Source organism: Ferdinandcohnia salidurans, assembly GCF_042680725.1.
GTDB classification, from domain to species: Bacteria; Bacillota; Bacilli; order Bacillales; family Bacillaceae_L; genus Ferdinandcohnia; species Ferdinandcohnia salidurans.
On record NZ_JBHUEK010000007.1, the window covers coordinates 349,590 to 363,782 of the forward strand.

Below are 14,193 nucleotides of genomic sequence, written 5' to 3' on the forward strand. Positions count from 1 at the left end.
CAAGTCTGGTGTAAAAAGGATTTGAGTCTATTAAAAAGGTGAGTGCTACTATGGAATATGTTGTAGAAATGCTGAATATTAGGAAGGAATTTCCTGGTATTGTGGCAAATGATAATATCACTCTTACTTTGAAAAAGGGAGAGATACATGCTCTACTTGGTGAAAATGGGGCAGGGAAATCCACGCTAATGGGCGTATTATTTGGGATGTATCAACCGGAACAAGGAATCATTAAGGTAAATGGTGAACAAGTTCATATTAACAACCCTAATGTGGCAAACCGTCTAGGGATTGGTATGGTGCATCAACACTTTAAGCTTGTTGATAATTTTACAGTTACTGAAAACATCATATTAGGGAGCGAACCATTAAAGGGCGGTGTGGTCCTTGATATTGATAGTGCTGCAAAACGTATTGAAGAATTGTCAAAATATTATGGGCTAAATGTCGACCCGCATGCGAAAATAGAAGACATTTCAGTCGGTATGCAACAACGGGTTGAAATCATGAAAATGCTCTTCCGGGAAGCGGATGTGCTTATTTTTGACGAGCCTACAGCTGTATTAACTCCAAATGAAATAGATGAATTAATGAAAATCATGCGTAATTTAATTAAAGAAGGAAAATCAATCATTATCATTACTCATAAATTAAAGGAAATCAAAGCAGTTGCAGACCGCTGTACAGTTATTCGTCGTGGAAAATATATTGGAACAGTTAATGTTGCTGATTCAAGTGAAGCTAGTTTAGCTGAAATGATGGTTGGTAGACATGTTTCATTTAAAGTTGATAAAGAAGAAAGCAAACCAGGTGAAATGGTATTAGAAATAGATTCTCTTTCTGTGAAAAATAACAGAAAAGTAATGGGGTTAAAGAACTTTTCACTGACTGTTAAGAAAGGTGAAATAGTAGGGATCGCTGGTGTTGAAGGAAATGGTCAATCTGAGCTAGTGGAAGCGATTACAGGACTTCGCAAGGCAGAGTCAGGAAAAATCCTATTAAATGGGGAAGATATTACGAATCTCCCTGTCCGTCAACGAATTGATAAAGGGATTGCCCATATTCCGGAGGATAGACAAAAACGTGGACTTGTTTTAGATTACACACTTCAATCCAATATGGTGTTAGAGGTATATAATAAACGTCCATTTTCAAAACATGGACTTCTGAATGTATCAGCAATGAAAGAGTATGCAAAGAAGATTCTAGAAAACTTCGATGTGCGTTCAGGTGAAGGAGAAGTTTCAATTGCAAGAACCTTATCCGGTGGTAACCAACAAAAAGCGATTATCGGGCGTGAGCTTGAATTAGATCCTGAATTGCTAGTAGCTGTTCAACCAACTCGTGGATTAGACGTTGGTTCAATTGAATATATTCATCAACAATTGATCGCTCATCGAGATAAAGGAAAAGCGGTACTTTTAATTTCACTCGAATTAGATGAAGTATTGCAGCTATCTGATCGAATTGCCATCGTCAACAACGGTGAACTCATTGGGGTTGTTAATGCCTCAGAGACGAACGAAAATGAGGTTGGCCTCATGATGGCGGGTGTAGGTAAGGAGAGAAGCGTATGAGAAATACAATTATTTCATTAATCGCGGTACTGTTGGGGCTAATTGCCGGTGGATTATTAATGTTATTTATCGGTAGTAATCCTTTTGAAGGGTATGCTTACCTTTTCCAAGGCGGATTAAAAAATATATCAAGAATCGGGGATACATTGGCGACAGCAACACCATTGATCTTTACTGGTTTATCGGTTGCTTTTGCTTTCCGTACGGGTTTATTTAATATCGGAGCCTCTGGTCAAATGCTGATAGGTGGGCTGCTAGCAACTGCAGTTGGCTTAACATTTGACTGGTCGAGACCAATTCTTCTCCTTGTAATGATTTTAGTAGGATTTCTTGGTGGCGCTCTATGGGCATTTATACCAGGATTACTTAAAGCAAGATTCAATGTTCATGAGGTTGTTTCAACGATCATGATGAACTGGGTTGCTTATTGGACTGTATATTATGTAGTTCCTGGTTATTTCAAAGGTGAATTCCTTGAAACAGAATCAAAAAAGTTACCAGACGAAGCAACGTTAAGAGCACCATTTTTAACAGATATGTTCCAAGGGTCTTATATTAACTTAGGTTTATTCTTAGGTGTTATTGCGGTTATCATTGTTGGGTTTATCATCAACAAAACTACGTTGGGATTTGAATTAAAAGCAGTTGGTTTCAACCGTCATGCTGCAGAATATGCTGGTATGCGTGTAAATACAAATATTGTTTTATCTATGCTAATTTCTGGTGGACTAGCTGGTCTCGCAGGTGTTGCGATGTATACAGGAAATGCAACGAGCATGCAAATCGGTATCTTACCATCTCAAGGTTTTGATGGTATAGCAGTAGCATTGTTAGGAGCAAACAGTCCGATCGGTGTGTTCTTTGCGGCAGTATTCTTCGGAATCCTTTATTCTGGAACAGGGTTTATGAATGCAATGACGGAAATCCCTCCAGAGATTGCAAATACCATTATAGCTATTATTATCTATTTCGCTGCTACGAGTATATTAATTGAGCGCTTATTGAATAAGTTTAAAAAACGTCGTACTGACAGTTCAGCTGTGAAAAAGGAGGAAGCGTAAAATGTGGGCTTTAGTTGAACAGATTTTTCCATACGCAATTGTTTTTACAATCCCTCTTCTAATAACAGCACTTGGAGGACTATTCAGTGAACGAAGTGGTGTTGTTAACATTGGCTTAGATGGGCTTATGATCTTTGGAGCTTTTGCAGGTGCCCTAACGATCTATTATCTTCAAGATACAATGTCAAACCATAATTTAGTTCTATGGATCGGTTTATTAGTTGCTGCGATTGTGGGAATCCTCTTTTCTCTTTTACACGCATTTGCTAGCATTAACTTAAATGCCAACCAAATTATCAGTGGTACTGCTATCAATATGATTGCTGGTGCACTTACCGTATTTTTAGCTAGAAATATTACAGGTAGTGGGAATATTCGTATTACTAGTGGATTTACACCAACAGATATTCCGGGGCTATCCTCGATTCCTGTTATTGGAGATTTGTTTTTTACGAAAACCTATCCAACTACTTGGTTTATCTTACTTGTTTTATTAATAAGCTCGTTCGTATTATATAAAACAAAGACAGGGCTTCGATTACGTTCTTGTGGTGAATTTCCACAGGCAGCAGAAGCAGCTGGTGTAAACGTTAGAAAGATTCGTTATCTAGGTGTTATACTTTCAGGTGCTTTTTCAGGCTTGGGAGGGGCACTTATCATCGTAACGTATGCAGGGGAGTTTACTGGAACAGTTTCAGGTTTAGGCTTCTTGGCACTTGCATCTTTAATCTTTGGACAATGGAAACCACTTGGGATTCTTGGAGCAACTTTATTCTTTGGTTTTGCAAGTACAGTTGCGAACGTTTCACAAGTTATCCCAGAGCTTGCAGTTGTCCCACCAATCATATTAAAGATCTTCCCATATGTGGTAACTTTAATTGCATTGGTTATCTTTTCTAAATCTTCTCAAGCACCTAAAGCAGCGGGAGAACCATTTGATTCTGGGAAACGATAAGATTATACTTTTAAAGGAATGGCAGAAGTGTCATTCCTTTTTTAAATTGAAATGGGAGGACAATAATGAGCAAAAAAGAATCGTTTTGGGGGCTATTATGCCTCTTCTTAGTGCTGTTAGCCTATATCATTCCTTATGTTTTTTTAACAGATGTAACCGCATGGTACGGCAGTTTTCTATTGTGGATTGTTTTGGCATTAGTCATTATTATAATAAATTACATTCTGACACGGAACTGGAGGTGAGGATTGATGAGTGCTACTTATGTTTGGTGGGGAATTGCCATTTATATTGTGATGTCAATTTTTATCGCCTATTTATCAAGAAGTGAAAAGCAAGTAAATATGGAGGGCTACTTTTTAGGGAACCGAAAAATGAACGGTTTTGTGTCCGCCTTAAGTTATAGCGCAACGACTTATAGTGCTTTTATGATGGTTGGACTAGCTGGTTTAACCTATCGTGGTGGTGTAGGTGCATTAGGTTTTGAAATTGTTTATTTTATGGGGGTTACTCTTGTTGCATTTTTTGGACCTCGTTTTTGGATTGTCGGAAAGAAATTTGGCTATGTGACACCGTCTGAGATGTTAGGGGATCGTTACGATGATAAAAGGGTTGCGGCTATAATTTCGATTTCAAGCTGTATTTTTCTAATTCCATATAGCGCCGTTCAATTAGCGGGTGTGGGGTATTTATTACAAGGGATTACAAATGGGGAGATAAGCTTCACTACTGGAGCGATTATTGCAACTATTTTAGCACTAATTTTTACATATATTTCTGGAATTCGCTCTGTCATGTGGACAGATTCCCTCCAGGCGCTTGTGATGATTGTTTCCTCGAGCCTAGTTGTTATTTTATTAGTAAATGCATTAGGTGGGTTTGGTAGCTTCTTCAACGAATTGCGGACAAGTCATCCAGATTCATTAACAGTACCGGGGAATGGGTACTTTAGTTTCCCTACCTTTTTATCATTAACCATTCCATGGATTTTCTTCAGTCTTTCTAATCCTCAGGTGAGTCAGCGTTTATATATGCCTTCATCTTTAGGAAGTTTACGAAAAATGTTATTAGGTTTCCTCGTATTCGGCTTTATTTATACGATTGTATCGGTAATGTGGGGATATTCGGCGATTTTATTATTCCCAGGACTTGAGAATCCGGATGTAGCAACGCCTAATCTTCTATCTTCCGAACATGTTCCAGTCGTTTTAGGGGTGATCGTCATGGTAGCGATTATGGCAGCAGCTATTTCTACAATCGATTCGATATTATTAACCCTTTCTTCTCTTTTTGCGAGAGATGTATATGGCATGTCCTCTAAAGCGAAGGATGAAAGACAACAATTAAAGGTAGGGAAAATCATTATTCCTGTCATCGCAATTCTCGCTTATGGATTCGCAGAATTACAATTAGATCTAATTGCCGTTCTTTCTGTTGCATCGTCGGCAGGTTTAATCGTAGTGGTTCCAGCAATTATCGGAGCTTTCTTTTGGAAAAGAGGCACCGCAATAGGGGTTATGACTAGTGTTACGATAAGTGGATTAGTTGTAATATTGCTTGAAGCTATGAAGTATAAACCATTTGGCTATGGGTCAGGTGTATGGGGACTGCTTCTTTCTATTGTGTTATTTGTAGGGGTGAGTCTTGCAACTAGACCACCTGAAAAGAAAGCGAATGAATTTTTATCGTATTTAAAAAGTGAACTTTCAAAAAATCAATGATTTAATTAGCAAACTAGTACTAGTACTGGTTTGTTTTTCTTTATTAAGAAAATTTTAGGAGGTGAAACTTGAATTTATTACTAATTTGAGGTTATAGTGATTCTAAGATTAAAAATTAGTTTTGGTTAAAATATAGCCATATAGTGTTTTGCTATGACCAAAAAGGAGGCTATGTATAAGATGTTTTTATTGGATGAAAATGAGCATAAATTAAACGGCTTCACGCTCCATACGGTTAAAACAGATAAATTTAAAACGAATACAATTGTACTTAGAATGAAAGCCCCGCTGGAAGAGGAATATGTTACCCAAAGAGCATTACTTCCATATGTATTGCAAAGTGAAACACCTAGCTACCCCTCAACAACGAGTTTGCGCTCCTATTTAGATGAATTATATGGTGCTGTATTATATGTGGATCTAGCAAAAAAAGGGGAACACCATATTATTACTTTTTTCGTGGAAATAGCAAATGAGTTATTTTTAAAAGATCAATCACCTTTGCTAGACAAAGCAATCACCTTGTTGCAGGAAATTGTACTATCTCCTGTAACAGAAAATGGCGCTTTTAAAAGCAAAGTCGTGGAAAAAGAAAAACGAAGCCTTAAACAACGAATTCAAGCTGTCTATGATGATAAAATGAGATATTCAAATTTACGTTTAGTTGAAGAAATGTGTAAGGATGAGCCTTATCACCTTCATGTGAATGGAAGAATTGAAGATCTAGACAGTATTTCTGCAGAAACTCTCTATAATTATTATCAAAAAGCATTGGCTGAAGATGAAATTGATCTATATATTATCGGAAACATTGAACCTGATAAAGTAAAAGAAGTGGTCTCATCAACATTTACGTTTTCTGAGCGTAGCACACGTCCACAAATTGAATCGAAAACCAAGCAGGTTGAAAAAGTGAATGAAGTAATCGAAAACCAAGATGTAAAACAAGGTAAGCTCAATATCGGCTATCGAACAAATACAACTTATAGTGCCCCAGACTATGATGCTCTTCAAGTGTTTAACGGAATTTATGGTGGTTTTTCACACTCAAAATTATTTATAAATGTTCGAGAAAAAGAAAGCCTTGCATACTATGCAGCATCAAGGGTGGAAAGTCATAAGGGTCTTCTGATGGTGATGTCCGGGATTGATGTAAATAATTATGATCGAGCAGTAACCATTATCAAAGAACAAATGAAAGCAATGATTGATGGAGATTTTACAGAGGATATCCTAGCTCAAACAAAAGCCGTCATTCGAAATCAGTTACTTGAAACAATCGATACATCCCGTGGTATCGCTGAAGTTTTATATCATAATGTTATTTCACAGAAGTCAAGAAAGCTTGAGGATTGGATAGCTGGAATTGAAGCAGTCACAAAGGAGGAAGTAGTCAATGTTGCCAAGAAAGTCGAACTTGATACGATTTACTTCCTTACTGGATTGGAGGGGCGGTCATAATGGATAAAATCACATTTGATCAACTTCAAGAGGTTCTTTTTCACGAGAAACTTGATAATGGTCTTAACGTCTACATCCTTCCGAAAAAAGGATTTAATAAAACATATGCAACCTTCACGACTAATTATGGTTCAGTTGATAACCAATTTGTACCATTAGGGAAGAATGAATTAACGACAGTTCCTGATGGGATTGCTCATTTTTTAGAGCACAAGTTATTTGAAAAAGAAGATGGAGATGTGTTTCAGGACTTTAGTAAACAAGGTGCCTCTGCGAATGCTTTCACATCATTTACTAGAACAGCCTATCTTTTTTCGAGTACATCCAATGTTGAACTAAATCTAGAAACATTAATTGACTTTGTCCAAAGTCCTTATTTTACAGAAAAAACAGTTGAAAAAGAAAAAGGAATCATCGGTCAAGAAATTACAATGTACGATGATAACCCTGACTGGAGACTTTATTTCGGTGTAATTGAAAATATGTACAAAAATCATCCGGTCCGAATTGATATTGCTGGAACAATTGATTCCATTGCCAAAATTACAAAAGATATGCTCTACGAATGCTATGAAACCTTTTATCATCCGAGTAATATGGTTCTATTTGTTGTTGGTCCGATTGACCCGGAAAAAATTATGGCGCAAATCAAATCTAATCAAGCCAAAAAAGATTATCAGGACCAGTCTGAAATCAAACGCCATTTCGAGGACGAACCAATTGAAGTAAACGAAAAGAAGAAAGTACTAGAAATGAACGTCCAATCTTCAAAGTGTATGGTTGGTGTGAAGGCTCTAAATCCTTCACGTAAAGGTGACGAATTACTTAAACAAGAATTATCGATGACGATTCTCTTGGATTGGCTTTTTGGAAAAAGTTCCAAGCATTATCAGGCATTGTATGATGAAGGCTTAATTGATGATACTTTTTCATATGATTACACGGAAGAACAAGGATTTGGTTTTGCGATTGTGGGAGGAGATACCTCAAATCCCGATGAATTATCAGCAAAATTACGAAATATTATGCTCTCAAGTAAAAAACAAGGGATCACTTCAGAAGAATTGGACCGTGTTAAAAAGAAAAAGATTGGAGCATTTTTACGTTCCTTAAACTCACCAGATTATATTGCAAACCAGTTTACAAGATATGCATTTAATGATATGAATTTATTTGACGTCGTTCCTGTAATGGAAAGTATAACTGTTGATGATATAACGAAAACTGGAAATGAAATTTTCGATGAAATTAGAATGACGGAGTGTCAGGTAATACCTAAAAAGTAGTAAATGCTTAAGCATCCTTTACCAAAAGGATGCTTTTTTAAGGGGAAATGAATATGAAGAAATACGCATTAATTACAGGTGCCAGTGGAGGAATCGGAAGCGCTATTGCAAAAGAAGTTGCCAGTTTAGGTTATTCGTTATACCTACATTACAACGAAAATGAAAAGGCGGTAAAAAATTTAGCGGAAGACTTGGTTAGTAAAGGTGTAGAATCATATCTCGTAAAAGCTGATTTAAGTCAAAAAGACGGTGTGGAATCTGTGGTTACTCAATTAAAGCACCCAATTGACACAATAGTTCATAATTCAGGGAAAAGCGTGTTTGGACTAATGACTGATTTTAATCAAAAGACGGTTGATCAAATGGTGCAGCTCCATGTAAGTACACCTTATATGTTAACGCAAGCCCTTCTTCCTACTATGATTACGAAAAAAAGTGGGAATATCATCGTTATTTCATCCATTTGGGGATTAACAGGAGCATCTTGTGAAGTGCTTTATTCCATGGTAAAGGGAGGTCAACTCTCGTTTGTAAAAGCATTAGCAAAGGAAGTTGCGTTAAGTGGAATACGAGTGAATGCGGTCGCACCCGGTGCGATCAATACAAATATGCTCCAGGAGTTCACTGAAGAAGACTTACAAGGTATAAGTGAAGAGATCCCAATGGGGAGAATTGGCGAACCAATTGAGGTAGCAAATACAGTTGGATTTTTACTCTCCGACAAAGCCTCTTATATAACTGGACAAGTTTTGTCTGTAAATGGTGGTTGGCATTGTTAGTTTTTTTAATAAGTGCAAATGAGAAAACGCGACATAAATTTCAATGAATAATTTAGCTTGCAATCGACAAACTAACATTGTATTAACCTTATAAGGAGGGTCACTTATGTCAGTACTAGACAATTTTGAAGAGTGGAAAGATTTTTTAGGTGATCGCTTGCAGCATGCTAAATCTGAAGGAATGGACCAACAAGTTATCAGTAATATGGCTCAACAATTAGGTGATTACCTAGCTAATGAAGTAGAGCCAAAAAATGCTCAGGAAAAAGTATTACGGGACCTCTGGACCGTTGCTTCTGAAGAAGAGCAACAAGCGATTGCAAATGTAATGATTAAACTTGTCCAATAGGTTTGGTAGTAGATGAATGTAGAGAGGATTTTCCTCTCTTTTTTATTTAAGTAAATTTCCCTCAAATTTTTTATACCCCTCTATAAAATATGAATTGATTAGTTTATAATAATAATGATGCAATATTTCATAGTTGGAAATTTTAACCACTGATTGTATGAGGGGCTGGGACACTTGGAGAAAAAAGAGTGGTATTTGGAATATGAAATAGCAAAAAATCGCCCAGGACTCCTAGGGGATATTTCTTCCTTACTAGGAATGCTTTCGATAAATATTGTTACAATAAATGGTGTAGACGATCGCAGAAGGGGCATGCTTTTATTAAGTGATAGCAATGAGCAAATTGAGAGACTTGAATCAATTTTACATACAATGGATACGATAACCGTTACAAAGCTTAGGGAACCGAAGCTTCGTGATAAGCTTGCTGTTAGACATGGACGATATATTCAACGTGACGCTGATGATAAAAAAACTTTCCGTTTTACGCGTGATGAATTGGGGCTGCTTGTTGATTTCATGGCAGAGCTGATTAAGCAAGAGGGTCATAAGTTAATTGGAATTCGGGGTATGCCAAGGGTTGGTAAAACCGAATCAGTTGTTGCTGCTAGTGTTTGTGCGCATAAAAAGTGGTTGTTTGTGTCATCGACATTATTGAAACAAACGATGCGAAATGAATTAATCCAGGATGAATATAATGCTGATAATCTTTTTATTATTGATGGCATTGTTTCAACAAGAAGGGCAACTGAAAGGCATCTACAGCTTGTTAGGGAAATTATGAGACTGCCCGCTGTTAAATTAGTCGAGCATCCGGATATATTTGTACGTCATACAGAGTATACGTTGAATGATTTTGACTATATTATTGAACTTCGAAATAATCCTGAAGAGGAAATTACATACGATATAGAAGACCAACAGTTTTCTAGTTCTGATTTTTCCGGTTTTAATTTTTGAATTTATTAATCGATTAATCCTTTACTGAAAAAGAGAAAAATGCTAGTATTATGAACGCGAATAGACCAATAGGTATCCCGGAATTGGTAGGTGAAAAAAATGACTGAATTAGGATCTCGGCTTAAAGAAGCAAGAGAGCATAAAGATTTAAGCCTTGATGATTTACAGCAAATTACAAAAATCCAAAAAAGGTATTTGGTTGGGATTGAAGAAGGAAATTATAATGTTATGCCAGGTAAATTCTATGTCCGTGCATTCATTAAGCAATATGCTGAGGCTGTGGGACTTAACCCTGAAGAATTATTTGAAGAGTACAAGTCAGAAATTCCTGGTACAAATAACGATGAAATTCCTGAACAAATATCAAGAGTGCAATCAAGAAGACAAATTTCTACAACAAATTCGAAAATTGTTGATAAAGTACCAATCATCATATTGGCTCTTTTTCTTCTTGGTGGTGCAATGACAATCTACTGGTTTGTTTCTAAAAAGGATGTTGCCGAAGAACCAGAAACACAACTAGAGAGTCAGGAAACGGAATACGACGAATCAAATGAACCACCTCCTGTTCAAGATCAACAAAAAGAAGAGCCGAAAGAAGGGGAGCAGGTAGCCGGTGAAACGGATAATACCCCTACAGAAGAAGAGGAACCTGTGGAAGAAACTCCTGCTCAGGAGCTTATAGAGGTTGAAAAAGGTTCCAGTACTGCAACCTTTGAGTTGAAAAATGCAGATTCATTTAAGGTGAAAGTAACGGCGGCAGATGCTGGTCAATCTTGGGTCACACTTCAAAATCGCCAAAACGAAAGATTTATTTATGATACCATTGCGAATGGCGCAACTAAAGAGGTTGATTTAACAAATCAAACTGAAGTGATTTTAACAGTTGGAAGGTCCTCTGATCTTCAAGTCGAAATCAATGGAGAGCCTTTTACGTATCCATTTGATACGGGCCAGATTGTTCGTCAAATTATTACGATAAAGTATACTCAAGGAACTGAAGAATAACAAAAGTCATCATTATGATGGCTTTTTGTTTCGTATAAATGGTATTATCACTATTATAAGAATTTTAGTAAATGTTGGAGGTATAAGATTGTGAATTTACCAAATAAGATTACGGTAGCAAGAATTTGCTTAATTCCACTTTTTTTAATTGTTATGTTTGTTCCGTTTGGCTGGGGTGATGTTTCGATTGGCTCTATGTCCATTCCCGTTGCCCATTTAGTAGGAGCGATTATTTTTATTGTTGCTTCTAGCACTGATTGGATTGACGGTCATTTGGCAAGAAAGCATAATTTAGTAACAAACCTTGGAAAGTTTTTAGACCCTCTTGCAGATAAGCTACTTGTATCAGCTGCATTAGTTAGTTTAGTTCAGTTTGGACTAGCACCTGCCTGGATGGTTGTTATTATTATAAGTAGGGAATTTGCGGTAACTGGCTTACGTTTATTACTAGCCGAGGGTGGAGAGGTTTCAGCAGCAAAAATGCTCGGGAAAATTAAAATGTGGGCTCAAGTAGTAGCTGTTTCTGCATTATTATTACATAACTGGCCGTTTGAATATCTTTCTATCCCATTTGACATGATTGCACTCTGGGTAGCAGTTATATTTACAATTGTGTCTGGTTGGGATTATTTTGCGAAAAACAAAGGTGTCTTTGCAAACTCTAAATAGGATGGTGTGGTTCTTCAATGAATGCTGAAATAATTGCTGTAGGTTCTGAGCTTCTTTTAGGTCAAATCGCAAATACGAATGCGCAGTTTCTTTCCAAACAGCTTGCTGAGCTTGGAATCAATGTGTATTACCATACAGTTGTTGGTGATAATCCCAACCGTTTAGAGGATGCAATAAAAATCTCTCAATCTCGTTCAGATTTAATCATTTTTACTGGTGGTTTAGGGCCTACAAAGGATGATTTAACAAAAGAAACAATTGCAAGGGTAGTAGGTAAACAGCTTGTATTTGATGAAGCTGCCTTACGGAGTATTGAAGATTACTTTAAGAAAACCAATCGCCATATGACCGAGAATAATAAAAAACAAGCACTTGTACTTGAGGGTTCTGAAATCCTTCCAAATGACCATGGGATGGCTCCTGGAATGGGATTTGAAGTTGATAAGATTACATATATGCTCTTTCCTGGACCACCAAAAGAGCTGAATCCGATGTTCCTCTCTTACGGTGGACCATTCTTATTAAAATCACTTGGTGTAGTAGAGCGAATTGAATCTAGGGTGCTGCGTTTCTTCGGGATTGGAGAATCACAACTTGAAACAGAGATTGAGGATTTAATTGACAATCAAACAAACCCTACAATTGCCCCATTAGCTGGCGATGGTGAAGTTACACTTAGACTTACAGCAAAACATAACTCGCTTGATGTTGCAAATCAACTACTAGATCGTACCGAGGCTGAAATAGTAAAAAGAGTAGGTAAGTTCTTATACGGGTATGACTCGACTTCACTTGTTAATGAACTCATGAATATGCTTAAAACTTCAAAGCTTACAATTGCGAGTGCGGAAAGCTTAACGGGTGGTTTATTTTCTGAGGAGCTCACCAATCTAGCGGGTTCGTCAGCAGTTGTGAAGGGTGGCATAGTTTGCTATACAAACGAAGTGAAAGAACATGTGCTTCATGTTAAGAAAGAAACCCTAGATACAGATGGGGCTGTTAGCAGTTCTACAGCAGAACAGCTAGCGGAGAACGTAAAGAAACTTTTAAAATCCGATATAGGGATTAGTTTTACAGGTGTAGCAGGTCCAAGTGAGTCGGAAGGAAAGCCAGTAGGGACAGTGTATATTGGGATTTCTTATTTAGATCAACCGACTAAGGTATTTCCGTTGCAATTAGCCGGTTCCCGTCAAGGTATTCGAGCTAGAACGGTTAAATATGGTTTTTATTATTTACTGCAATTATTAAATGAACAGAAAAACTGATTTTTCACTTTTACAAGATGATCCTGGTGGATCGTCTTTTTTTTATAGAATCAAATGGGGTAATATATAGAGAAAAAGATGAAGGAGAAAAGACAATGATACGAACTAATCAACATATCGTTCCACACTTATGGTATGACAAGGAGGCGAAAAAAGCAGCAGAGTTTTATGCTTCCGTTTTTCCAGACTCAAGAATTACAAATATAATAACACTTCACGATACACCTTCAGGAGATGCCGATTTAGTTTCATTTGAGTTGTTGGGACAGAAGTTTATGGCAATAAGTGCTGGCCCTTTTTTTAAATTCAATCCATCGATATCATTCATTGTCAATTTTGATCCTGCACAAGAAAAAGACGCAAGCGAGAAGCTGAATGAAGTGTGGATCAAATTATCAGAAGGTGGTAAGGTATTAATACCACTTGATAAGTATTTAATTAGTGAGAAATATGGTTGGGTTCAAGATAAGTTTGGTTTGTCATGGCAGTTAATTCTCACCAATCCAGAAGGTGAGAGACGGCCTCCAATTGTGCCTTCGTTATTGTTTGTTGGAGATAAGTGTGGAAAAGCCGAGGAGGCGATTAATTTTTATTTATCGGTATTTAAGAACTCAAAGAAGTGCCAAATCGTCCGCTATCCTCACAATATGGAACCTAATCGAGAAGGAACTATCATGTTTTCTGATTTCATGCTTGAGAACCAGTGGTTTGCCGCAATGGACAGTGCTGAAGAACATGAATTCAATTTCAACGAAGCAATCTCATTTATGGTTTATTGTGATACACAAGAAGAAATTGATTATTATTGGGAAAAGCTGTCTGCGGTTCCAGAAGCCGAGCAATGTGGCTGGTTGAGAGATATGAATGGATTGTCATGGCAAATTGTACCTCGAGAAATGGACAAGATGATGAGCAGTGCTACACCTGAACAAATTGCACGAGTTAATATGGCAATTCTAAAAATGAAAAAACTAGATCTTGGAGAGCTACAGAAAGTATACAAGGATTAATGAAAATACAACTAGTTACATATTTGTTTAGAAGCACTAGTTCATGTTTATTAGATTTACATCTCAGTTCAATTATTAGAAATCAAATAAAA

13 protein-coding genes are annotated in these 14,193 nt (G+C 37.1%); all 13 read left to right on the forward strand.

The features are described from left to right. The first annotated feature begins 50 nt into the window (after positions 1 to 50). The 13 genes from ACFSFW_RS04680 (at position 51) to ACFSFW_RS04740 (ending at position 14,101) form a co-directional block, all read left to right on the forward strand. Positions 51 to 1,577 (forward strand): ABC transporter ATP-binding protein, encoded by a 1,527-nt coding sequence (locus ACFSFW_RS04680; RefSeq protein ID WP_304215523.1) that lies wholly within the window; start codon positions 51 to 53, stop codon positions 1,575 to 1,577. Next, complete coding sequence (locus ACFSFW_RS04685; protein WP_304215521.1) at positions 1,574 to 2,638, forward strand: ABC transporter permease; 1,065 nt, start codon at positions 1,574 to 1,576, stop codon at positions 2,636 to 2,638. The genes ACFSFW_RS04680 and ACFSFW_RS04685 overlap by 4 nt, the downstream gene beginning before the upstream one ends. A 1-nt stretch (position 2,639) precedes the next feature. Beyond that, positions 2,640 to 3,593 carry an ABC transporter permease gene (locus tag ACFSFW_RS04690; RefSeq protein WP_099355320.1) on the forward strand — a complete coding sequence of 318 codons (954 nt, stop codon included), beginning with the start codon at positions 2,640 to 2,642 and terminating at the stop codon, positions 3,591 to 3,593. 251 nt (positions 3,594 to 3,844) lie between these two features. Then, the gene (locus tag ACFSFW_RS04695; protein ID WP_304215519.1) at positions 3,845 to 5,314 is read left to right on the forward strand and encodes a sodium:solute symporter family protein; all 1,470 of its coding nucleotides are present in this window, start codon (positions 3,845 to 3,847) and stop codon (positions 5,312 to 5,314) included. 180 nt (positions 5,315 to 5,494) lie between these two features. Next, positions 5,495 to 6,775 carry an EF-P 5-aminopentanol modification-associated protein YfmF gene (gene yfmF / locus ACFSFW_RS04700; protein ID WP_388036026.1) on the forward strand — a complete coding sequence of 427 codons (1,281 nt, stop codon included), beginning with the start codon at positions 5,495 to 5,497 and terminating at the stop codon, positions 6,773 to 6,775. Further along, positions 6,775 to 8,061 carry an EF-P 5-aminopentanol modification-associated protein YfmH gene (gene yfmH, locus ACFSFW_RS04705; RefSeq protein WP_304215514.1) on the forward strand — a complete coding sequence of 429 codons (1,287 nt, stop codon included), beginning with the start codon at positions 6,775 to 6,777 and terminating at the stop codon, positions 8,059 to 8,061. The genes yfmF and yfmH overlap by 1 nt, the downstream gene beginning before the upstream one ends. Before the next feature lie 53 nt (positions 8,062 to 8,114). Next, positions 8,115 to 8,840: an elongation factor P 5-aminopentanone reductase gene (ymfI, locus tag ACFSFW_RS04710; RefSeq protein WP_304215513.1), complete on the forward strand. Its 726-nt coding sequence runs from the start codon at positions 8,115 to 8,117 to the stop codon at positions 8,838 to 8,840. A 106-nt stretch (positions 8,841 to 8,946) separates the two neighbouring features. Further along, complete coding sequence (locus ACFSFW_RS04715) at positions 8,947 to 9,189, forward strand: DUF3243 domain-containing protein (protein ID WP_099355314.1); 243 nt, start codon at positions 8,947 to 8,949, stop codon at positions 9,187 to 9,189. 174 nt (positions 9,190 to 9,363) lie between these two features. Next, positions 9,364 to 10,149, forward strand: a complete 786-nt coding sequence (locus ACFSFW_RS04720; protein ID WP_099355313.1) for a YmfK family protein — start codon at positions 9,364 to 9,366, stop codon at positions 10,147 to 10,149. Between the two features lie 99 nt (positions 10,150 to 10,248). Then, positions 10,249 to 11,157 (forward strand): helix-turn-helix domain-containing protein, encoded by a 909-nt coding sequence (locus ACFSFW_RS04725; protein WP_304215509.1) that lies wholly within the window; start codon positions 10,249 to 10,251, stop codon positions 11,155 to 11,157. A 90-nt stretch (positions 11,158 to 11,247) separates the two neighbouring features. Next, positions 11,248 to 11,826 carry a CDP-diacylglycerol--glycerol-3-phosphate 3-phosphatidyltransferase gene (pgsA, locus tag ACFSFW_RS04730; protein WP_304215508.1) on the forward strand — a complete coding sequence of 193 codons (579 nt, stop codon included), beginning with the start codon at positions 11,248 to 11,250 and terminating at the stop codon, positions 11,824 to 11,826. Between the two features lie 17 nt (positions 11,827 to 11,843). Beyond that, positions 11,844 to 13,091: a competence/damage-inducible protein A gene (locus ACFSFW_RS04735; RefSeq protein WP_304215506.1), complete on the forward strand. Its 1,248-nt coding sequence runs from the start codon at positions 11,844 to 11,846 to the stop codon at positions 13,089 to 13,091. A gap of 95 nt (positions 13,092 to 13,186) precedes the next feature. Further along, positions 13,187 to 14,101 (forward strand): VOC family protein, encoded by a 915-nt coding sequence (locus ACFSFW_RS04740; protein ID WP_388035596.1) that lies wholly within the window; start codon positions 13,187 to 13,189, stop codon positions 14,099 to 14,101. Positions 14,102 to 14,193: the final 92 nt, after the last annotated feature.

Excerpts from the sequence above, each read along its gene's own strand:
- yfmH (WP_304215514.1), top strand. The coding sequence starts at position 6,775 with ATGGATAAAATCACATTTGATCAACTTCAAGAGGTTCTTTTTCACGAG.
- ACFSFW_RS04695 (WP_304215519.1), top strand. The coding sequence starts at position 3,845 with ATGAGTGCTACTTATGTTTGGTGGGGAATTGCCATTTATATTGTGATG.
- ACFSFW_RS04740 (WP_388035596.1), top strand. The coding sequence starts at position 13,187 with ATGATACGAACTAATCAACATATCGTTCCACACTTATGGTATGACAAG.
- yfmF (WP_388036026.1), top strand. The coding sequence starts at position 5,495 with ATGTTTTTATTGGATGAAAATGAGCATAAATTAAACGGCTTCACGCTC.
- ACFSFW_RS04735 (WP_304215506.1), top strand. The coding sequence starts at position 11,844 with ATGAATGCTGAAATAATTGCTGTAGGTTCTGAGCTTCTTTTAGGTCAA.
- ymfI (WP_304215513.1), top strand. The coding sequence starts at position 8,115 with ATGAAGAAATACGCATTAATTACAGGTGCCAGTGGAGGAATCGGAAGC.
- ACFSFW_RS04690 (WP_099355320.1), top strand. The coding sequence starts at position 2,640 with ATGTGGGCTTTAGTTGAACAGATTTTTCCATACGCAATTGTTTTTACA.
- ACFSFW_RS04680 (WP_304215523.1), top strand. The coding sequence starts at position 51 with ATGGAATATGTTGTAGAAATGCTGAATATTAGGAAGGAATTTCCTGGT.
- ACFSFW_RS04715 (WP_099355314.1), top strand. The coding sequence starts at position 8,947 with ATGTCAGTACTAGACAATTTTGAAGAGTGGAAAGATTTTTTAGGTGAT.
- ACFSFW_RS04725 (WP_304215509.1), top strand. The coding sequence starts at position 10,249 with ATGACTGAATTAGGATCTCGGCTTAAAGAAGCAAGAGAGCATAAAGAT.
- ACFSFW_RS04685 (WP_304215521.1), top strand. The coding sequence starts at position 1,574 with ATGAGAAATACAATTATTTCATTAATCGCGGTACTGTTGGGGCTAATT.